Annotated in this window: 17 protein-coding genes; 5 read left to right on the forward strand and 12 right to left on the reverse strand. The window is 69.6% G+C overall.

Annotation, left to right across the window (positions count from 1 at the left end; translation table 11 throughout):
• Together Cs7R123_RS05280 and Cs7R123_RS05285 are read left to right on the forward strand one after the other, a co-directional pair.
• On the forward strand, positions 1-717 hold the full coding sequence (locus Cs7R123_RS05280; RefSeq protein WP_244871623.1) for an ABC transporter ATP-binding protein: 717 nt from the start codon (positions 1-3) through the stop codon (positions 715-717).
• 15 nt (positions 718-732) lie between these two features.
• Positions 733-1332, forward strand: coding sequence for a TetR/AcrR family transcriptional regulator (locus Cs7R123_RS05285; protein ID WP_212823845.1), 600 nt, complete (start codon positions 733-735; stop codon positions 1330-1332).
• Positions 1333-1430: 98 nt separating this feature from the next.
• Here the strand turns inward: Cs7R123_RS05285 and Cs7R123_RS05290 are convergent, their stop codons facing one another.
• From Cs7R123_RS05290 to Cs7R123_RS05305, 4 genes are all read right to left on the reverse strand, one after another.
• Positions 1431-2786 carry a PHB depolymerase family esterase gene (locus tag Cs7R123_RS05290; protein ID WP_212823848.1) on the reverse strand — a complete coding sequence of 452 codons (1356 nt, stop codon included), beginning with the start codon at positions 2784-2786 and terminating at the stop codon, positions 1431-1433.
• Between the two features lie 42 nt (positions 2787-2828).
• Positions 2829-4646, reverse strand: coding sequence for a family 43 glycosylhydrolase (locus Cs7R123_RS05295; RefSeq protein WP_244871624.1), 1818 nt, complete (start codon positions 4644-4646; stop codon positions 2829-2831).
• Between the two features lie 92 nt (positions 4647-4738).
• Complete coding sequence (locus tag Cs7R123_RS05300; RefSeq protein ID WP_212828884.1) at positions 4739-6031, reverse strand: RICIN domain-containing protein; 1293 nt, start codon at positions 6029-6031, stop codon at positions 4739-4741.
• 653 nt (positions 6032-6684) lie between these two features.
• Positions 6685-8088, reverse strand: coding sequence for a glycoside hydrolase family 6 protein (locus Cs7R123_RS05305; RefSeq protein ID WP_244871625.1), 1404 nt, complete (start codon positions 8086-8088; stop codon positions 6685-6687).
• Between the two features lie 425 nt (positions 8089-8513).
• Between Cs7R123_RS05305 and Cs7R123_RS05310 the strand changes: the two genes are divergently transcribed.
• Together Cs7R123_RS05310 and Cs7R123_RS05315 are read left to right on the forward strand one after the other, a co-directional pair.
• Entirely contained in the window at positions 8514-10019 is a 1506-nt protein-coding gene (locus tag Cs7R123_RS05310) for an arabinofuranosidase catalytic domain-containing protein (RefSeq protein WP_212823850.1), read from the forward strand.
• 116 nt (positions 10020-10135) lie between these two features.
• A complete protein-coding gene (locus Cs7R123_RS05315) occupies positions 10136-12541 on the forward strand; it encodes a ricin-type beta-trefoil lectin domain protein (RefSeq protein ID WP_212823853.1) in 2406 nt (801 codons plus the stop codon).
• Between the two features lie 133 nt (positions 12542-12674).
• On the opposite strand, the gene Cs7R123_RS05320 is transcribed toward Cs7R123_RS05315, so the two are convergent.
• From Cs7R123_RS05320 to Cs7R123_RS05335, 4 genes are all read right to left on the reverse strand, one after another.
• Positions 12675-13646, reverse strand: coding sequence for an aldo/keto reductase (locus Cs7R123_RS05320; RefSeq protein WP_244871626.1), 972 nt, complete (start codon positions 13644-13646; stop codon positions 12675-12677).
• Complete coding sequence (locus Cs7R123_RS05325; RefSeq protein ID WP_212823855.1) at positions 13643-13993, reverse strand: L-rhamnose mutarotase; 351 nt, start codon at positions 13991-13993, stop codon at positions 13643-13645. Before Cs7R123_RS05325 ends, Cs7R123_RS05320 begins: the two co-directional genes overlap by 4 nt.
• 64 nt (positions 13994-14057) lie before the next feature.
• Positions 14058-14813, reverse strand: coding sequence for an SDR family oxidoreductase (locus Cs7R123_RS05330; RefSeq protein WP_280517309.1), 756 nt, complete (start codon positions 14811-14813; stop codon positions 14058-14060).
• A 5-nt stretch (positions 14814-14818) separates the two neighbouring features.
• Entirely contained in the window at positions 14819-15844 is a 1026-nt protein-coding gene (locus Cs7R123_RS05335) for a zinc-binding dehydrogenase (protein WP_212823860.1), read from the reverse strand.
• Between the two features lie 203 nt (positions 15845-16047).
• On the opposite strand from Cs7R123_RS05335, the gene Cs7R123_RS05340 reads away from it, so the two are divergent.
• Positions 16048-16938, forward strand: coding sequence for an amidohydrolase (locus tag Cs7R123_RS05340; RefSeq protein WP_212823862.1), 891 nt, complete (start codon positions 16048-16050; stop codon positions 16936-16938).
• A 78-nt stretch (positions 16939-17016) separates the two neighbouring features.
• On the opposite strand, the gene Cs7R123_RS05345 is transcribed toward Cs7R123_RS05340, so the two are convergent.
• The 4 genes from Cs7R123_RS05345 to Cs7R123_RS05360 all read right to left on the reverse strand — a co-directional run bounded on the left by Cs7R123_RS05345 (position 17017) and on the right by Cs7R123_RS05360 (position 20879).
• Entirely contained in the window at positions 17017-17823 is an 807-nt protein-coding gene (locus Cs7R123_RS05345) for a FadR/GntR family transcriptional regulator (protein WP_212823865.1), read from the reverse strand.
• 254 nt (positions 17824-18077) lie between these two features.
• The gene (locus tag Cs7R123_RS05350) at positions 18078-19223 is read right to left on the reverse strand and encodes a mandelate racemase/muconate lactonizing enzyme family protein (protein WP_212823868.1); all 1146 of its coding nucleotides are present in this window, start codon (positions 19221-19223) and stop codon (positions 18078-18080) included.
• A gap of 1 nt (position 19224) precedes the next feature.
• Complete coding sequence (locus Cs7R123_RS05355; protein ID WP_212823870.1) at positions 19225-20052, reverse strand: carbohydrate ABC transporter permease; 828 nt, start codon at positions 20050-20052, stop codon at positions 19225-19227.
• Entirely contained in the window at positions 20052-20879 is an 828-nt protein-coding gene (locus Cs7R123_RS05360) for a carbohydrate ABC transporter permease (RefSeq protein ID WP_212828890.1), read from the reverse strand. Before Cs7R123_RS05360 ends, Cs7R123_RS05355 begins: the two co-directional genes overlap by 1 nt.
• Positions 20880-20992 lie beyond the last annotated feature (113 nt).

A 20992-nucleotide genomic window follows, 5' to 3' on the forward strand; every position in this document is an offset into this window, starting at 1 on the left:
GTGACCACCCGACAGGCCTTCGCTGGAGACCCGCACGACACCGCGCAGCAGGACGGCCTCGTCATGAGGGACGTGACCATGCTGCTCGGCGATGGCGAGGACACCGTGCGTGCGCTCGACAGCGTGTGCCTCACCGTGGCCGCGGGCGAGTTCGCGGCCATCGTCGGCCCCTCCGGATCCGGCAAGTCCAGTCTGCTGGCAGTCGCCGGTGGGCTGGCCGTCCCGGCGTCGGGGACGGTGACCGTCGCCGGGCGGCCGATGACGACGGCTTCCCGCAGGGCCCGCACCACGCTGCGGCGGGACCTGGTGGGTTTCGTCTTCCAGTCGGGCAACCTGCTGCCCGCGCTGACCGCCGTCGACCAACTGCGCCTGCCGATCCGCTTCGCCTCCGCGGGCACCGTGCCGCGCGATCCGATGGAACTGCTGGCCGAGGTCGGTATGGCGGGCAAGGCCGACCGGCGGCCCCACCAGCTTTCCGGCGGCGAGCGCCAGCGCGTCGGGATAGCTCGCGCGCTGGTCACCGGGCCGCGGCTGCTGCTGGTCGACGAGCCGACCGCCGCGCTGGACCAGGCGCGCAGCCGCGACATCGTGCAGATGCTCGCTCGGGAGACCCGCCGGCACCGGGTCGCCACGGTGATGGTCACGCACGACACCGAGGTGCTGCAGTACTGCGACTCCGTCTACGAGATGATGGACGGCGCACTGAGCAGGGTTTGACCGCCGGGAGGGTGTGTGCCGAGGATTCAGGCCGCTACGGTCGCCGAGCACCGCTCGTTGCAGCACCGCGCTCTGCTGGACGCTGCCCGTGACATCCTGGCCTCGGGCGCGCCCGAGACGCCGAGCCTGTCCGCTGTCGCGCAGCGGGCGGGCTTGGCGCGTTCGAGCGTCTACCAGTACTTCAGATCACGCGAAGACCTGCTCGAAGCGGTCATCGCCGACATGTTCCCCCGCTGGGCGAGCTTCGTCGCCCAGCGCATGAACAGTGCGGCGACCGCGGCTGAGCAGGTCCTGGCATACGCCGACGCCAACCTGGAGTTGGTCGCCCAGGGCGAGCACGCCGTCATGCGCGGCCTGGCCATGGCGGCGCCCGGAGCCGCCCTGGCCGAGTCGAGCAGGGTGCTGCATGATCAGTTGCGCGTGCCGCTCGTCGACGCGCTCGCCCGGTCGGGAGCGACGCAGGCACCGCACATGGCTGAGCTGATCCAGGCAGTGGTGCGGACCGGATCCCAGATGATCGAGAACGGAGTCCCGCCGGACGGCGTTCGAGGTCTCGTCAAGGAGATGCTCGAGCCGTACCTGCACGGCGTGGGCGGGCTCCAGTCCGGGAGTTAGCTTCTGCCCCGGTTGTGCGCGCAGCGTCTGGCGGCTGCTTCGCCACCGCCGCGATACCGGCCACGGTGGCGAAGCAGCCTGTCACGGCGCCCTTCGCGTCAGGTGCGCAGGCTCCATCGCTGATTCGTGCCGCCGTGGCAGCTCCACAGCTGGATCTTCGTCCCGTTGGCGGTGGCGGCGCCTGCCGCGTCTGCGCAGAGCCCCGACTGGACCCCGGTGATGGTGCCGTCGGCGTTGAGATTCCACTGCTGGTTCGCCTGGCCGTTGCAGTCCCAGATGATCACCTGGGTCCCGTTGGTCGTGCCGTGGCCGCTGGCGTCCAGGCACTTGCCGGAAATGGTCAACTGCCTGTTCGACGTGTACGTCCACCGTTGTGAGCTGCCACCCCAGCAGTCATACAGCTGCATCTGGGTTCCGTTGGCGGTGGAGCCGTTCGGATCGTCGAGGCAGCGGCCGGACTCGGTCCCGACGATCATCACGTTCGAGCGGCTCGGGGGCGGGCTGCTCGGGGGCGGGCTGCTGGGTGGTGCGCTGCCGTCCAGACCGAGGAACGAGATGGAATAGGCCAGCATTCCGGCTTGCGGCAGCGTGTGCCCGGTGCCGGAGATGCTCACCGCCTCGACAGTGGCCTGTGTGCCCGTGTTGCCGTAGCGCGCCCGGGTCCAGCTCGCCTGCGGGCTGTCAGTGTACGACGGCGTCTGGCCCAGCCCGTTCAGGTTGGTCCACTGCTTGACCTCTTCGTTGAAGTTCGGGTAGGCCAGCGTGGTGTCCGTGGTGCCGTGCCACAGTTGCATGCGGGGGTAGCGGCCGGTGTAGCCGGGATACATCGCACGCGCGACATCTCCCCACTGCTGCGCCGTCTTGCTGATGTTGCCGCCGGAGCACTGGCTGTTCCACAGCGAACCGTCGGTGGTGGCGAAGCATCCGGCCGGTACGCCGGAGAACGCCGAGGCGGCCGCGAAGACGTCCGGGTACTCGGCGGCCAGGACGTTGGTCATCATCGCCCCGGACGAGAAGCCGCTCACCACGATCCGGGACGAGTCGACGTTGTACCGCGTGCGTGCCCAGCTGACCATCGACATGATGCCGGTGGAGTCGCCACCGCCGTCACGCCGCAGCGCCTGGGCCGTGGAGACGTCGAAGCAGTGGCCTGAGCGGGTGGCCTCCGGCAGGACGATGACGTAGCCGTACCGGTCCGCGGCGGTCGCGTAGTCGTGGCCGTTGCCTCCGAAGATCTGCGACGCCGATCCGCCGCAGTAGTGGACCAGCACCAGCAGCGCCGGGCGCGATGCCGTCGTGTCCGGCGCGTACACGTACATGTTGAGGTTGGTGGGATTGTTGCCGAAGTTCACCACCTGTGTCAGCGTCGCGGCTGACGCGGGCTGGGCGGCCACGGCCACGAAGCCCAGCGTGACCAGTGCCGCGGCCGCCGCCGCGGCGAATGTTCGTTTCATGAGCAGCTCCTTGCCTGCCGGGGGCGGGATGCGCCCCTGCTGTCAGCGCGGTGAGAAGTCCTGGTTGTTGCCGGGGGCGTTCTTGCACTGCCACTGGTCGAGCTGCTGGCCGACGGTGCTGTTGGCGCCGTACACGTCCAGGCACAGGCCGCTGTTCTGATTCCGGAACGAGTACGAGCCGTCCGACTGCTGGACCGGGAGCCACAGGCTGTTCGACGCGCTGTTGGGCACCTGCTGGACGATGTTGAGGACTCCGGCGGCGGTGGAACTGTTGGCCACGGCCACGTCGTAGCCCGAGTGCTGCGCCTGAAGGCGGCCGTAGCCGCCGGACACCGGCACGAACTGGAACTTCTGGCTGTTCTGGCCGCCGCAGGTGCTCTGGACGATCGCCGCGCCGGCCGCGGTCGACATGCCGCTCACGTCCACGCACAGGCCGTTGTTGCCGATGACGAGCGGGTGGTAGCCGGTCGGGTAGCCGGTGGCCTGGCCGGTGGTGAACTGCCACCAGTTCATGTTGAACAGGTACCCGCTGCCGCCGGTGAAGCGCAGGTAGAGGTCATGGGTGCCGGTCGCGCCGGTCACCGGGCACGACACCGTCGCCCAGGTCTGCCAGCCGCCGGTGCCCGCGACGGTGCAGGTCGCGACTGTCGTCCCGGTCGCGCTGTCGATCCGCGCCTCGATCCGGCCGCCGCCGGCTCCCGAGGCCACCCTGGCGGTGAACGAGCTGGCACCGGTGCCGAAGGCGACGCCCTTGACCTTGACGTAGTCGCCGTTCTCGATCCAGCCGATGTTCATCCCGCCCTCGCCCGCGGCCTCGGTCTCGATGCCGCTGCCCCACGCGATGGTCTCCGCCTCCTGCCGGACGTAGGGGTCGAGCGTGCCGGCCTGCGGCGCACCGGTCGCCGTCATGTTGATCGTCGGGATCGTGCCGTCGCTGTTGTAGCTGAACTTCTCCACGGCGACCGACCGCGTGTAGCCGCCGCCGCCGGGCAGCGCGCCGTTGTGGTAGAAGAAGTAGGAGCCGCCGTTGAAGTCGACGACCCCGGGGTGATTGGTGAAGCTGCCGCCCTGCGTGGGCATGATGGTCCCGCGGTAGGTCCACGGCCCGGTCGGGCTGGTCGAGGTGGAGTAGGCGATGAACTCAGAGCAGCACTTCGCCGCGAACACCATGTAGTAGAGGCTGTTGCGCTTGTAGAACCACGGCCCCTCCTCGTACAGGGTCGGCCGGTTCGCGTCTCCGCTGCGGGTGCCGAAGCCCGAGGTGGTCAGCGGGATCTGCGTCGGACTGCCCGAGTACGAGATCATGTCGGCGTTGAGCCGCACATACCACAGGTGCGGGTTGCCGTAGTACAGGTACGCCTGCCCGTCGGTGTCGATGAAGACGGTCGGGTCGATCTCGGAGCCCTGGATCAGCGGACGGCCGAGGGCGTCGCGGAACGGTCCGGTCGGGCTGTCCGACACCCCGACGCCGATCGCCTGCGATCCGTTGGACATCCGCATCGGCACATACCAGTAGAACTTGCCGTTGCGGTAGACGGCCTGGCCCGCCCAGGCGTCGGAGCTGGCCCAGCTGAAGGTCGCCAGGCTCATCGGCGAACCGTGGTCGGTCCAGTTCACCATGTCCGCCGACGACCACACGCGCCAGTCGCGCATCGTGAAGTAGGTCGAGGCGTCTTCGTCGTGTCCGGTGTACAGGTAGACCCGGCCGTTGTAGACCAGCGGCGCCGGGTCGGCGGTGTAGATGTGCTGCACGATCGGGTTGTCCGCGCGGGCCGTGTGTGGAGCGGCTACCGCCAGGCACGACAGGCCCACGACCAGGGCGAGCGCGCGCATCGACGCCCGCCGCAAGGTGATTCTCACTGTTCGACTCCGTTATCGGGTAGTGATGGGGGAAGGGGTGGCGGCGGCGTGGGCTGCCGTACCGCGGCTCGCCGCCGCCACCGGTCAGGTGATCAGTTACGCAGGGTCCACTGCTGGTTGGCGCCGCCGTGGCAGCTCCACAGCTGGATCTTCGTGCCGTTGGCGGTCGCCTGGCCGCTGACGTCGAGGCACAGCCCCGACTGGACGCCGGTGATCGTGCCGTTGGAGTTCACGTTCCACTGCTGGTTGGCCTGCCCGTTGCAGTCCCAGATGATCACGGCCGTGCCGTTGCCCGTACCGCTGCCATTGGCGTCCAGGCACTTGTTGCCGTACACCGTCAGCTGCCGGCTCGCGGTGTAGGTCCAGCGCTGGTTGGTTCCGCCATGGCAGTCCCAGAGCTGCACCTGGGTGCCGTTCGCGGTGGCGGAATTGGGCACGTCGACGCAGCGGCCCGACTGCTGGCCCACCATCAGCACGTTCGACCGGCCGGGTGCGGGGCTGCTCGGCGGCGGCGAGCTCGGTGCCGGGCCGGCACCGAACTGGGACAGGAATCGCCAGGCCTCCCCCTTGCTCCAGGTCCTGACGCCGTCCTCGCAGCCGGAGCATCCGTCCACCGGCGCCGGGCCGTGGCCGCCGTCGAAGGCGGCCCACTGCGCCGGGTACCCGGCGCGGCAGGAGTACGTGGTCGTGATGTGCCTGCCGCTTCCCGGAGCCGGTTCGGGGGCGTTCTGCGCGGCACAGCCGTTGTTGCGCAGGAACGTGTCCCGCAGCGACCGGCCCTGCGAGATGTTGAGCACGTTGTCGGAGACGCCGTGGATGCCGAAGTAGGCGACCGGCTGGCTGCCGCCGCTGCAACCGGACAGCTGGGCGCCGGAGTAGACCACGACGGCCCGGAAGACGGTCGCGCGGGCACAGGCGACGGCGTAGCTCATCCCACCGCCGTAGCTGAAGCCCATGGCGAACAGCTGGGCGGTGTCGACGCACAGATCGTTCTCGATCATCCGGACCATGTCGTCGGTGAAGGTCAGGTCCGCGCCGTTGGTGTTGGCCCAGCCGTTTCCGATGCCCTGCGGGGCGACCAGGATCGCGCTGTTGTCGGACTGCTCCTGCATCCCGTAGTACGACCAGGTGGTGCCGCTGGTTCCGCCGGACGAGACGTCGTTCATGGTGCCGCCCCGCCAGTGGTAGGCGAAGATCAGGCGGTATGGCCGGGTGTTGCTGTAACCGTCGGGGATCCGCAGGATGAAACTGCGGCTCTGGCCGCTGCTCTGGACGGTGTACGTCCCGTTGTGCAGCGTGGGGGCCTTGCCGCAGCCCGCGGTCGTCGCGGCGTACGCCGACGGTCCGGTCAGTGCGGTCACCGCCAGGGCGCCCGCGACGACCATGGCGGCCGTGCCGAGTGCGGCCAGCCATCGGTGCCGCGGCCTTCGGATATGGACTGTTGTCACGATGCTGTCTCCTTGCTTGGGAGCGGGGGCGGCCCTGCCGGTGGCCGCGTGCGGCTGGTGCATTCCGACAGCACGGCCGGGACCGCCGTACCCGGGCGGGCAGCGGCTGGTCGATGTCGTCGGCAGGTGGAGCCGACCTGGGCGATGAGTCCAGGAGCGCGGCCGCGGGTGGCCCGACGTTCTTCACCACACGGCTGCTTCGACGGCGCTCGGCCCTCTGCCCTGGGCCGTATGTCCCCAAGGGACAGCACCACGGTAGCGACATATCACGTCACATGTCAACGACTGCCTATCGACCGCCGCGCGGTCGGGAATTACCTGATCAGACCCACTTCACGGCAGCGGCACGGGCGGCCCGACCGAGGGCGATGCCATGGCCAGGGCGGACTTTCTACGCGAAAGTCGTGGGTTACACATCACATGACTTGCGGCGGTAGCAGTGGGATTCCCCGGCGGCCCGATGCGGAGGCTCGCACGATCCGGAACTCGGCAGGAGGGGGCTGCGGCCAGGTCGGCGGCGAGCGGGTCCGGCTCGCCGTACGGGATGACCGGAGCCCGGACGTCGGGCGACGTCCGGGCTCCGGCACGGTTCAGCTGCAGGTGGTGCCGTTGAGCTTGAACACGGTCGGACTGGTGTTGGTGCCGCTGTAGGTCGCCTGGAAGCCGAAGCTGGTGCTGCCGTTGGTGGCGACCGAGCCGTTGTAACCGACGTTCTTGGCCGTGACCGCGGTGCCGCTCTGGGTCAGCACGGTGTTCCAGGCGCTGGTGACCTGCTGGTTACCCGCGTAGGACCAGGTGACGGTCCAGGCGGTGATGGCCGGGCCGCGGTTGGTCAGGGTGACCGAGGCGGTGAAGCCGTTGTCCCACTGGTTCTCCACCCGGTATGCCACCGTGCAGGCCCCGGCCGGAGTGCTCCCCGACGGCGACGGGGAGGCCGACCGCGACGGGGAGGCTGACGGCGAGGCCGACCGGGACGGGGAGGCCGACGTGCTCGGCGGTGGGCTGGTCACCACACCGTTCTGGGCCAGCGAGTACGCCAGGTCCGGCACGAACGTGCCCGCCGCGGCGGCGCAGCCGTCGGCCTCACCCGGCGGCTTGATCCACAGCAGCGCGTCCACGGTCGACTCGTTGGTCGCCGTGGTCGGCGCGGCACCGGTACCGCGACCGGCCGGGTCGCACCACTCGCTGCCCAGCGCGCCCTTGCCGTTGCGGCTGACGTCGACGACCTGGTGCAGGTTCCCGTTGCCGAGCGCGTTGAGCACGTTGCGCCCGAAGTTGACCTCGTCGGCGGTCCAGTGGAAGTTGGACACGTTCGAGAAGAACCCGGCGGCGTTGGCCACACCGGCGGCCTGCAGCCGCGACGCGGTGTCGGAGGCACTGTTCCAGGCCGAATGCCCCGCGTCGAGGTACACCTTCACACTCGGGTCGGCCTGCTTGAGCCTGCCGACCGCGTAGCTGAGCGCCGAGTTGCGCTCGGACTTCTCACTGGCCGACAGGCACGTCTGCAACGCCAGCGAGTCGGGTTCGAGGATCACCACCGCGGTACGGCTGCCCAGACCGGCGGCGAACGCGTCCACCCAGGTCCGGTACGCCGAGTAGCTCGGCGCGCCGCCGGCGCTGGCGCCGCCGCAGTCCCGGTTCGGGATCATGTACGCCACCAGCACCGGAATCTGGTTCACCGCGTTGGCGGCGCCGACGTACGAGGCGACCTGCGACTGGATCGTGCTCTGGTTGTACGACGCGAACCACCGCGCCTGCGGCTGGCTGCCGATGCGCTGGCTGATCAGCGAGGCCCGCGAGTCGTTGGGGTTCGCGGCCAGCCACTGGTTCACGGCCGAGGTGGGATCGCGGTAGAAGCTGCCGGACAGGGTGCCGGCCGCGGCCTCACCCGCACCGAGCAGCAACCCGGCCGTGGCGGCGGCCACGACGGATACCGCGGAGACCGCGGCGGCGAGGATCCGGCGCCGGGGCGAGGACATGAGATCGGGTTTCAACGCATCTCCTGGAGGATCTGTGCGTGCAGGATCGGGTACCGCCCGGATCTGTCTGCTACAGAGGCGTGCCATGACGAAGCCGCCGCCGTCGGATGGTTCTGCCCTCACCCACGGCGCCGCCTATCGGGCTCCACGGCCATCATTCCCGCCACATTAATCCGGTGTCAACGACTGTCCACAAACGTTCTCGGCCCAACCTCCGTCGCGGGCGACAAGCAATGTCATTCGCATTGATCCAAAAAAGAGTCGTGCCCGTTCTGTTATCGCCCATCTACCTCAGGAGTCGCACTCCGGTACAGGCCATGACGCTGAAGTCTGCCGTATTGACCTTGCCGATGTGAGCGCTACCATCGCTCTGAATCGATTCGACAAGCACCGCAGTCCGGACGTCTTCACCCGGCCCAACGAACTCAAGGAACCCGGCCATGGACTATTCGAATCAGCGAAGTGCCCAGCGGAGGCGATGGTCGCCCGCATCGGGCGCCACGCTCGTCGCCCTCCTCATCGGCAGCCTGACCCTGCTGGCCGCTGGTGGCGTCGCTTCGGCGGCGACAGTCGGCACACCCACGCCGATCACCGGCGGCCAGTCCGGCCGCTGCCTGGACGTGCCCAACTCCAGCACCGACAACGGAGTCCAGATCCAGCTGTGGGATTGCAGCGGTCAGGCCAATCAGTCGTGGACCTACACGTCCGGCAAGCAGCTGCAGGTGTACGGCGGCAAGTGCCTCGACGCGAGCGGCCGCGGCACGACCAACGGCACCCAGGTGATCATCTGGGACTGCAACGGCCAGACCAACCAGCAGTGGAACCTCAACACCAACGGCACGATCACCGGCGTGCAGTCCGGGCTGTGCCTGGACGCCAACGGCGCCGCCACCGCCAACGGCACGAAGATCATCATCTGGTCGTGCGGCGGCGGCGCCAACCAACAGTGGAGTCAGTCCACGACGACCACACCGCCGCCCGGCTCGGGCCCCTGTGACATCTACGCCGCCGGCGGGACGCCCTGCGTGGCCGCCCACAGCACCACCCGGGCGCTCTACCAGTCGTACAGCGGCAATCTCTACCAGGTGCGACGGTCCTCGGACAACACGACCAGGAACATCGCCGTGCTGAGCACCGGCGGCGTGGCGAACGCCGGCACCCAGGACTCCTTCTGCGCCGGCACGACCTGTGTCATCACCGTCGTGTACGACCAGTCCGGTCGCGGCAACGACCTGTGGTACCAGGGCTCCAGCGTCGTGCCCGGCTCCAGCCAGAGCAGTCCGGCCAGAGCGACCTCGGAGTCGCTCACGGTCGGCGGCAGCAAGGCGTACTCGCTGTACATCAATCCGGGCAACAGCTACTGGCGCGACGGGCACCTGACCGGCGTGCCGACCGGCAGCGCGCCGGAGGGCATGTACATGGTGACCAGCGGTGTCCATGCCAACGGCGGCTGCTGCTTCGACTACGGCAACAGCGAGACCACCCGCAGCGCCGACGCCGCCGGGGCGATGGACGCCATCAACTTCAGCACGCAGTGCTGGTTCGGCGGCTGCTCCGGAGCAGGTCCGTGGGTCCAGGCAGACCTCGAGTGGGGCCTGTACTCCGGTGGCAGCCAGTCCTGGAACTCGAACCAGCGGGCGTTCACGAGCAAGTTCGTCACCGCCACGCTGAAGAACAACGGCACCTCGCGCTTCGCCATGAAGGGCAGCAACTCCCAGTCCGGCAGCCTGTTCACCCTGTGGGACGGAGGCCTGCCCGGCGGGTACAGCCCCATGAAGAAGCAGGGCGCCATCATCCTCGGCAGCGGGGGCGACTGCTGCAAGCCGGGCGGCGGCGCGAACCTCAGCGCCGGCACCTTCTACGAGGGCGCGATCGTCGCCGGCTACCCGTCCGACGCGACCGAGAACGCGGTTCAGGCCAACATCGTGGCCGCCGGCTACCGCTGACGTCTGCATCGTCCGCACCGTCCGCGTCGGCGAGCCGGCGCGGACGGCGGAGTCCGCAGCACCGGCGCCGTGCCCGGTCCGGCGCATCCGTTCCGCTTCCCGAAGGGATCCATTCCATGCTGAGAACGAGACGAATTCTTCACTGGTCGCGGCCGGCGGCAGCACTGGCCGCGGCCGCCCTGGCGGCCACGGGCCTGGTGGCGGTGGCCGCCGACCCAGCGCAGGCCGCCACGTCGATCACCATCAACGGTTCCTCCGGCGGACAGACGTTCGACGGAGTGGGGGCGGTCAGCGGCGGCGGCGGCAACAGCCGACTGCTCATCGACTACCCGGAGCCACAGCGCGGCCAGATCCTCGACTACCTGTTCAAGCCCGGCTACGGTGCCGCCCTGCAGATCCTCAAGGTCGAGATGGGCGGCGACACCAACTCCACCAGCGGCTCCGAGCCGAGCCACGAGCACGTCCGCGGGGACCTCGACTGCAACCGCGGCTACGAGTGGTGGATCATGGAGCAGGCCAAGGCCCGCAACCCCAACATCAGGCTGGCCGCGCTGCCCTGGGGCGCCCCGGGCTGGATCGGCAACGGCAACTTCATGTCCCAGGACATGATCAACTACTATCTGGACTGGCTGGGCTGCGCCCGGCAGCACAACCTGACCATGGACTACATCACCGCCGCGCAGAACGAGAAGCGCACCGACGCGACCTGGACCATCAACCTCCGTTCCGCGCTCAACAGCAACGGCTACAGCGGCGTGAAGATCATCTTCGGTGACGACTACCCCGGCAGCTGGGGCCCGGCCAACACGGTCGCCGGCAACTCCACCCTGCGCAGCAGCATCGACGTGCTCAGCGCCCACTACGTGTGCGGCTACCTCAGCGCGCAGAGCTCCTGCCCGGTGTCGTCGACCGCCACCGGCACGGGCAAGACGCTGTGGAACAGCGAGGGCGGCTCGCAGGACTACAACGACGGCGCCAAGCCACTGGCCCGGGGCATCAACCGCGGCTACATCGACGGCAGGATGGTCGCCTACCTCAACTGGGACCTGATCGCGGCGATCACCCCGAACCTCCCGTGGGCCACCGTCGGGCTGATCCTGGCCAACCAGCCGTGGTCGGGCTGGTATTCCGTGGGCAAGAACAACTGGGCCCTGGCGCACACGACCCAGTTCACCGCGCCGGGCTGGAAGTACCTGGACTCCTCCAGCGGCTACCTCGGCGGCAACCGCAACAACGGCAGTTACGTGTCGCTGAAGTCGACCAACAACACCGACTACAGCACGATCATCGAGACGATGGATGCCACGAGCGCCCAGCAGCTCAACCTCAACGTCACCGGCGGCCTGTCCACCGGCCAGGTACACGTCTGGGCGACCAACCTGAACTCGAACAACACCGGCGACTTCTTCGTGCACACGAGCGACATCACCCCGTCGGGCGGTGCCTTCTCGCTGACCGTACAGCCCGGCTACCTCTACAGCATCACCACGACCACCGGACAGGGCAAGGGCACCGCGACCAGCCCGGGGCAGGGCTCGCTGAACCTCCCGTACAGCGACACTTTCGACGGGTACGCCACCGGCCGGATGCCGAGGTACCTACAGGACATGCAGGGCGCCTTCGAGGTCGTCTCCTGCGGTGGCGGCCGGTCCGGCATGTGCCTGCGCCAGATGTCGCAGCAGGCTCCCATCACCTGGAAGACCCTCGCCGACCCCGCGACCTACGGCGGGAACCTGAACTGGGGCAACTACACCGTCTCCGCCGAGGTCATGCTCGAACGGTCCGGATACGCCCAGCTGGAAGGCCACGTCGGGTCGACGAACCTGGACCCGATCGGCAACTACAACGCCTACTTCCTGCGGGTCACCGACACCGGCTCCTGGTCGATCCTGCGCAACAACACCAGCGGACAGCTGACCACCCTGCGCAGCGGCACGGTCTCGGCGCTGGGCACCAACCGCTGGCACAGCCTCTCCCTCGCCTTCTCCAACGGCAGCATCACCGCCGCCGTCGACGGCACCACGGTCGGCACCGCCACCGACTCCACCTTCGGCACCGGCCAGGTCGGGTTCGGCACCAGCCAGGGTGAGACCGCCCAGTTCGACAACCTGTCCGTGGTGGGCGGGCCGGGCGGCAGCACGAGTCCGGTCCTCAACACCAACTCCGGCAGGTGCCTGGACGTGCCCGGCCAGGCCCAGACCAACGGCACCCAGGTGACCCTGTGGGACTGCAACGGCGGCGCCAACCAGCAGTGGACCTACACGGCAGGCAAGCAGCTGCAGGTGTACGGCAGCAAGTGCCTGGACGCCAACGCGCAGGGCACCGGCTCCGGCACCAAGGTCATCATCTGGGACTGCAACGGAGGCGCCAACCAGCAGTGGAACGTCAACACCAACGGCACCATCACCGGCGTCCAGTCCGGCATCTGCCTGGCTCCCAGCGGCGCAGGGGGCGCCAACAGCACCCCGATCGTCCTGGCGACCTGCACCGGCGGCAACGACCAGAAGTGGAGCCGAGGCTGACGCCCTGATCACCCGGCCCAGCCGCACCGGGGCGGCCGGGCCGGGGGGTGCGGATCTTCCATGACCGCCCCATGCGGTCCGTCGGGCAGGGCGTCGACCCTGTCCGACGGACCGCGTCGTCTCCTGCCGACGATCAGCCGACCGCGTGCCACAGAGCGTCCGGCAGCCGGGCGAACGCGCCCGTCACCACGGAGTCGACGTGACGCGCCGACCGCATCCCGGTGACGACCGATGCCACCGCGGGATGGCGCAGCGGGAACTGCACCGCCGCGGCGGGCAGCACGGTGCCGTGCGCCTGGCACGTCCCGGCTATGCGCCGGGCCTGCCGCAACACGTCCTGCGGGGCGGGGCCGTAGTCGTAGCGCGCGTCGTCGGGTGGCCACGGCCGGGCCAGCAGGCCGGAGTTGAAGGGAGCCGCGGCCACCACCGCGACCCCGCGCCGGGCGCATTCGTCGAGCAGCCGCGTCCCCGACCGGTCGAGCAGCGTGTACCGGCCGGCGAGCATGACCACGTCGAGGTCGGTCTCCCCGACCATGCGCAGCGGCGCCTGCCACTGGTTCATGCCGACGCCCACCGCACCGATCACTCCCTGGTCCCGCAGCTTCACCAGCGCGGGGATCGCGTGCCTGACCGCGTCGTCGACGGCATCGTCGGGGTCATGGACGTAGACGATGTCGATGCGGTCCACGCCGAGCCGGCGCAGACTCTCCTCCAGGCTGCGTTCGACCCCGGCCGCCGTGAAGTCCCATCCCCTGGTCAGGTCGTCGGGGACGGCGAAGCCGCCGGAAGCGAGGTCCGATCCGGTGGGTGCCGGGTTGGGGCGCAGTAGCCGGCCGACCTTGGTCGACAGCACGTATTCGCTGCGGGGGTACCGTCGCAGTGCCTCGCCCAGGCGGCGTTCGGACAGCCCCAGGCCGTAGTGGGGGGCGGTGTCGAACATCCGGATGCCGGCGTCCCAGGCCGCGCCGACGGCAGCTGCGGCGTCGCCGTCCGCGGTGGCATAGCCCAGGTTGCCGATGCCGGAAGCACCGAAGCCCAGCACGGTGACGTCGATGCCGGTACGGCCGAGCGGACGCTGCGGCATCCGGTGATCGGCTCCGGTCACGCGGCCTCCCCTGTCCGGTCGTCGGCCGGCGTGGCGGCGGTATGTTCGGGCAGCTTCCAGACCAGCGGCAGCGGCCCTCGCTGAGACACCGCCAGGTCGAGCATCGGGTGGATGACGTCGTGCCACCGGTGCGTCAGCTCCAGTCTGCCCATCGCCTCCTCCATGCCTGCCCAGTCCGCGCAGACGATCGTGTGGAACAGGTCGAGACCGTCCCGCCAGATGTGCCAGGAGTGCACACCGCTGTCGCGTAGGGCCTGCTCATGCTCGGGCGACAGCCTCGCATGGATCCGTTCGTAGGTCTCTTCGAGACCAGGGCGGAGTCGGGTGTGTAAGCCGATGACCTGCACGGTTCCTCCAGTGTGTGTGACGCTCGGCTGCCGGTCCGCGACGGCGGGTGGGAGCCCGGCCCGTTCACCTGCTCAGCCAGCCGCCGTCGACCGGGATGAGCGCTCCATGCACGTAGTCCGATGCCGCCGAGGAAAGGAACACCGCCACGCCGGCGAGGTCGGCCGGCGTCCCCCACCGTCCGGCGGGGATGCGGTCGAGGATCGCCGTGTTGCGCCGGGCGTCGTCGCGCAGGGCCTGGTTGTTGTCGGTGGCTATGTAGCCGGGCACGATGGCGTTGACGTTCACCCCGTGCGGTGCCCATTCGTTGGCCAGCGCCCGAGTCAGTCCCGCCACGCCGGACTTCGCCGCGGCGTAGCCCGGGACGGTGATACCGCCCTGGAAGCTGAGCAGCGAGGCGGTGAATACGATCTTCCCGGTGCTGCGGGCCAGCATCGCCCGGCCGACTTCGCGCGCGAGGACGAACTGGGCGGTCAGGTCCACGGCCAGGACTCGGTCCCAGTCTTCGTCGCTGTGCTCGGCCGCCGGAGCCCGGGCGATGGTGCCCGCGTTGTTGATGAGGATGTCGACGGGCCGGTGCCGCCGCGTCAGCTCCGCCGCCAGGCCGGCGACCGCGTCTCTGCGGGCGAAGTCGACGGCCCGCACCTCGCAGTGCCGGCCGTGTCGCGTCACGCGGCGGGCCACCTCGCTGCCTTCGTGCTCAAGCTGCGCGCTGACGGCGACGATGTCGGCACCGGCCGCTGCCAGCGCATCGGCGATGGCCAACCCGATGCCGCGGCGAGCGCCGGTGACGACGGCGAGTCTTCCGCTCAGGTCGAACATCGTGCTCACCGCTGCCCCCCGCAGTCGAGGAGGATCTTCATCATTCCTGCTCCGGACGCCAAGGCGGCGAAGGCGCCGTCGACCTGCCCCAGCGGTTCGATCCGGGTGATCAGGTCGGCGGCCGGGATCTGTCCGGAGGCGACCAGCGCCACCGCGGTCTGCATGTCGTCCTGGCTGTAGAGACGGGCGCCCAGCATCGTCAGTTCGCGCCAGAAGAACCGGTGCAGGTCGACGTTTCGGGGGGTGGGGTGGATCGCCACCATGACGAGCCTGCCGCGCGGCGCCAGGGCTTCCACGGCGACGTTCACCCCTGCCGCCGCGCCGGAGACCTCGAACGCGACGGCCGCGCCGTGGCCGCCGCTCCAGTCACGGACGGCATCGGCCGTGTCGCCGCGGGAGGGGTCGATGGTGGTGAAGCCGAGCCGGTCGGCTGTCGCCCGCCGTGGGGCGCTGGGCTCCAGTATGAGGACCTGGGCACCGGCGTGGCGGGCGACGACCGCGATGAGCAGGCCGACCGGGCCGCCGCCGACCACGACGGCGCGCTCGCCCCCGGCCAGTCCGCTGCGCCGCACGTCGTGCACGGCGACCGCCGTCGGCTCGGCCAGCGCGCCGTGGGCGAGGTCCAGCCCGTCGGGCAGACCGATGAGCGCTCGCGCGAGCACGTTCCAGCGCTGCTGCATCGAACCGACGCTGTCGATGCCGATGAAGGTCAGGCGGGGGCAGACGTTGCCGTGACCGGCGCGGCAGGTGGGGCAGTCATCGCAGGGCAGGACGGGAAGGACGGTGACGGGAGCGCCGACGGCCCAGCCGTGCACTCCTTCGCCGAGTCGCGCGACGGTTCCGGACATCTCGTGGCCGATGACGGCGGGGACGGCGACCCGGTGGTCCATGGCGCCGTGCAGGATGTGCAGATCGGTGCCGCAGATGCCGGTATAGGCGACGTCGATCTGCACCTCGCCGGCGGCCGGGGGCTGCTCGGGCACGTCCACGACGCTGATGCGCCCGGTGCCCTGATATATGGCCTGCTGCATGACGTTCCTTCCAGGGCGGAGCACTTCGTGCCGAACTCGGGCCGGTTGCCGCCGGCTCGTCGCCATGCGGTGGGGGCTTCAGCTGGCGGCGCACATATGACATCATATGTTTAGCGAGTTGACAAGGTCAGCTCCCACCCGCCGCCCGGACTCGCGTCCACTGCGGACGCGACGTCAGCCAACCGCTGCTCAGGAGTCACTTCATGCCGGACATCAGCAATGTCAAGGTGATCGACTCACACATCCACGTGTGGGATCCGTCGCGGGGCCGATACCCCTGGCTCACGCCGGAGCTTTCTCCCATCGACCGCACCATGACGCTGAGCGAGCTGCTTCCCGGCCTCGCCGGGCACGGTGTCGGAGCGGTCGTGCTGGTGCAGTCGGCCGACGACGACTTCGACACCGACCTCATGCTGGAAACCGCCGACGCACATCCGCAGGTCGTCGGCGTGGTGGGCTGGGTCCCCCTGGACCAGCCGGCCCGCGCGGCGGCCCGGCTGGCGCGGCTGAGGGAGAACCCCCTCCTGGTCGGGGTGCGCAACCTCATCCACGAGCGACCGGACCCGCACTGGATATTGGGTGCCGAGGTGGACGCGGGCCTGGATCTGCTGGAGCAGTCCGGGATCCCGTTCGACTTCGTGACGGCCGGGCCGCAGGCGGTGGCCGTCGCCGCCGAGGTGGCACGGCGGCATCCCGGTCTTCACCTGATACTGGACCATCTGGGTTCGCCGCCCGTGTCGGGTGACGCCTCCCCGTCGCGGCAGTGGCTGCGCTCGCTGGAGGCGCTGGCCGAGCACCCGCTGGCCTGCGCCAAGCTGTCGGGGCTGTACCTCAGGCGGGACCCGGACCGGTCCGCGCTGGCGCGGGTCGGCGGGTGCATCGGTGCGGCGCTGGACCTGTTCGGTTCGCGCCGGCTCATGTACGGCGGCGACTGGCCGATCTGCCTGCTCCACGAACCCTATGGCCGGACGCTGGAGATCGTCCGGCACAGCCTGCCCGACCTCGACGACGCGGGATGGAACGACATCCTTGCGGCGACCGCGGCGCGCGTCTACGGCATCGATGAGCGGCGTCTGGCCGCCGCCTTCGGATGACGGGCCGCGCCCGGGTGGTCCGCTGTGTCGAACCGCCCGGGCGACGCACGTCCGACGCGCCGGCCGGCAGTGGCTCGATCAGCGTGCCCGTTTGCGCGCGGCGGTCGCGGGCTGGTCGGCGTCCAGGTTCGGGCGGCGGCGGTTCCAGGAGCCGACGATGTGTGCGCGCATGGCCGCCGCGGCACCCTCGGCGTCGCCGGCCAGGACCGCGTCGTGCACCGCCTGGTGCTCGGCCAGCGTGCGCAGCATGACGGCCTCGTTGTACTCCCCGTGGTAGCGCATGCTGCCGCGCGCCTTGTCGTGGATGCTGTTCACGATGGCCCGCCCGAGGCGGTTGCGCGAGGCCGCCATGACCATGTCATGGAAGTGGGCGTCGGCCGCGCCGAACTCCGGCACATTGTTGATCTTGGAGCGCATGAGCTCGAGTGCCCCGCTGATGCGCAGCCTGTCCTCGTGGGTGTGCGACCTCGCCGCCGCGGCGGCCATGTCAGCCTCGAGCGCCGTGCGCGTGGCCACCAGCTCGTCCAGGAACGACAGGTTCGCGTCGTGGGCGATGATGGCCGTGAGCACCACGTCGTCGAGCAGGTTCCACTGGCGCGGGTCGGTGACCTGGGTGCCCCGGCCGTGCTCGATCCGAACCAGGCCCTTCTCCTGCACCACCTTGACCGACTCGCGGATCACCGTGCGGCTGACGCCGAACTGATCGCAGAGCTCGTTCTCCGGGGACAGGGTCGAGCCCGGCGGCAGCGCGCCGCGCACGATGTCGTTGACGATCTGCTGCACCACGTTGATGCCCAGCTTCGTGCCGCGCACCCGGGGCGGGACGACCTCACCGGACGCGGCATGGGCCATGCCGAACGGACCAGCCGCAACCTGCCGTGCCAACGAAGCCCCCTGGAACATGAATCAGAATCGCCTGCCCCGACACGGGACATGGTATGCCCCCGAGGACGTCACAGGTAAGATGTCATATGTCACTTACCTGCCAGCTCACCGCGCAGAGCCATAATTCTCGCACAAAAGTGTTATGCGTGGCCATCGGCGGGAGCCGCTCACCACTCAGGTGAGCCTGTCCGCGCCCTGCGGCGCGTCCACCGCGAGACTTCGCCCGGTGGACGCGTCTGCCACGACACCCGCGATCAGGCTGCCGCCGGCATCCGCTGGCCAGCCCGCTCCGGCCGGACGCCCGGCCCGTCGTAGGCGACCGTGGTGGGCCGCGCCGAGCAGGCGGCGACAGCGTCCTCGTCCACGACGATGCCCAGGCCGGGGCTGTCTCCCAGGACGAAGGCACCGTCCTCGACCCGGACGTCCACCGCCACCCCGACCGGCGGCTGGATGATCTGCAGCTCGGTGGACAGATGGTTGGGCACCGACGTGGCGGCGTGCACCAGACCGACCGGGTGGGTTCCGATGGGGCTGACCGGCAGGTCGTGGGCATGGGCCAGGGCCGCCACCCGCAGGAAGTGCGTCACGCCCCACACCGACGCGGTCTGCACGATGTCCAGTGCGCCGGCGGCCAGCAGGCCGCGGAACTGCTCCAGGCCGCTCAGGTTCTCACCGCCGGCCACCGCCGCCCGCACCCCGCATCCCACCGCGGCCAGGCCCTCGGCATCCCAGCGGCGCACCGGCTCCTCGACCCAGATGAGGTCCAGCGTGCGCTCGAGCTCGCTGACGTAGCGGACTGCCTGCTTGCGGTTCCAGCACTCGTTCGCGTCGAGCATCAGGCCCGGCCGCGAGACGCCGCCGGTGTCGGCGAGCACATCACGCACCAGGGCGAGGCGGTGCCGGTCGCGCTCGACGTCCAGGCCCCCCTTCAGCTTGGCCGCACGCATGCCGCGTTCGGCGTAGGCCTGGTAGGCGGCGACCAGCTCCTCGTCGTCGAGGCCGATATCCAGACCGGAGGCGTACGCCGGCACTGCCCGGTCCCGTCCGCCCAGCAGCCGCCACAGGGGCTCCCCCGCCGCCTTGGCCTTGATGTCCCACAGCGCGGTGTCGAACGCTCCGATGGTGCCGGACACCGCCCCGGCATGCCCCGCCTTGAACGTCTGCCGCTGCATGCGGTCGTACAGTGCCGTCACACTCCGCGGGTCCTCGCCTTCGATCGCCGCGAAGACGGCCTCCAGTTGCACGTGCGAGCCCATGCCGACACCGGTGATGCCTTCGTCGGTGGTCACCAGCACGATGGGGACCTCGGTGACGCCGTCGGCGAAGACACCGTTGGCGTCACCGACAGCGCGGCCCCATTCCTGGACGGTGGTCAGGGCGCGAAACCCAGTGATGCGCATGTCAGCCTTTCGTCGAACCGGCGGTGACAGCGTCGGCGATCCGGCGCTGGAAGAACAGGTAGACCGCCAGTACGGGCACCGCGGCGATCAGCACTCCCGAGGCGAACGTGGGAATGTCAGCCGAGTACTGCCCTCTCAGCGAGGTCACCCCGACCATGAGAGTCCGGTGCTCCGCCGAGGGCATCAGCAGCAGGGCGATGAGCACGTCATTCCAGCAGAACAGCGCGTTGAGCACGCCGACCGACAGCAGAGCCGGCAGCCCCATGGGCAGCATGATCCTGAGATAGACGCCGTAGGTGGTGTTGCCGTCGATGCGCGCCGCGTCCACGATCTCGGCCGGAATGGCACTGTAGTAGCTGGCCATCAGGTAGATCGTGAACGGGAGGAACTGCGCGACGTAGGCCAGGATCAGTCCGGGATAGGTGTCGACCAGCCCGGTGTCGGCCATGGTCCGCACCAGCGGAACCATGATGACCTGGAACGGCACGAACAGCGCCGCCAGGCAGCCGAGCAGCAGCGCCCGCGAGCCGCGGAAGCGGAGATGGCTCAGCGCGAACCCGGCCATCGAGCCGAACAGCAGCAGCAGAGCCACGGCGCCGGTCACCGCGATGACGGAGTTGAGGAAATAGCGCGCCGTGCCGGCGCTGGTCCACGCCGTCACCACATTGTCCCAGCGCAGCGAGTCGGCCAGGGAGAACCTGTCGAGGACGTAGTCGTGGCGCGTCTTCATGGCCGCGTTGGCGGTGAAGACCAGGGGGTAGATCGTGGCCAGCGCGAGCAGTGCCATGGGGGCTGCGATCAGCCACCGGCTGATTCGGGCGCCTCGCATCAGTCCTCCCTTCCGGTACGTCGCAGGATGCTGACCTGGGCGAGCCCGACGACGAGCATGACCAGGAAGAGCACTGTCGAGGCGGCCGAGGCGTAGGCCGGGCGGTTCATCTGGCCCTGCTGGATCCAGATGTAGTACTCGGGCAGGTACGTCGACCCGCCCGGGCCTCCGCTGGTCATCACGTAGATCAGGCCGAACATGGAGGTCAGCATGCCGATCATGGTGGTCACGAAGACGAACTGGATGGTGCGCGACAGGCCCGGCACGATGACGTGGCGGATCACCTGCGGCAGGGTGGCGCCGTCCGACCTGGCGGCGTCGAGCAGCGCCGGGTCGAGGGTCGCGAACCCGGACAGGAAGACCACCAGCGCCATGCCGAAGGTCGCCCAGATGTGGACGCCGACCACGGTGAACATCGCGACGTGCGAGTCGCCCAGCCAGTCGACCGGGCCGATGCCCAGCACGTCCAGGAGGCGGTTGAGCGGGCCGCCGAACGACAGCAGGAGGTTGAAGATGGAACCGACGATGACCGGGGACAGCACCGCGGGGAAGAAGTAGACGCTGCGGTAGAACCGGTGGCCGGGCACCCGGAGGTAGATGAAGGTCGCCAGGATGCCGGGGATCGCCACCGCGACGGGCAGCAGCAGCACCAGCCATCCGACGTTGCGCAGCGCACCGAGGAACAGCGGATCGGCGAACAGCTCGACGTAGTTGTCCAGGCCGACGACGACACCGTTGCGGTCGCCGTCACCGGTCAGGGAGAAGTTGACTCCCAGCAGCAGCGGCCACAACCTGAACAGCACGATGACGAGGACGGCGGGGGCCATCAGCACGAACGGGGACAGTCGTTCCCCGGACAGCAGACCGGCCCGTCGCGTCTTGCGGTGGGCGTGTCCTGTTCCATCGGCCCGCCCCAGCGGGGCGGGGCGGGCCGAAAGCG

The sequence above is a fragment of the Catellatospora sp. TT07R-123 genome, assembly GCF_018327705.1.
Lineage (GTDB): Bacteria > Actinomycetota > Actinomycetes > Mycobacteriales > Micromonosporaceae > Catellatospora.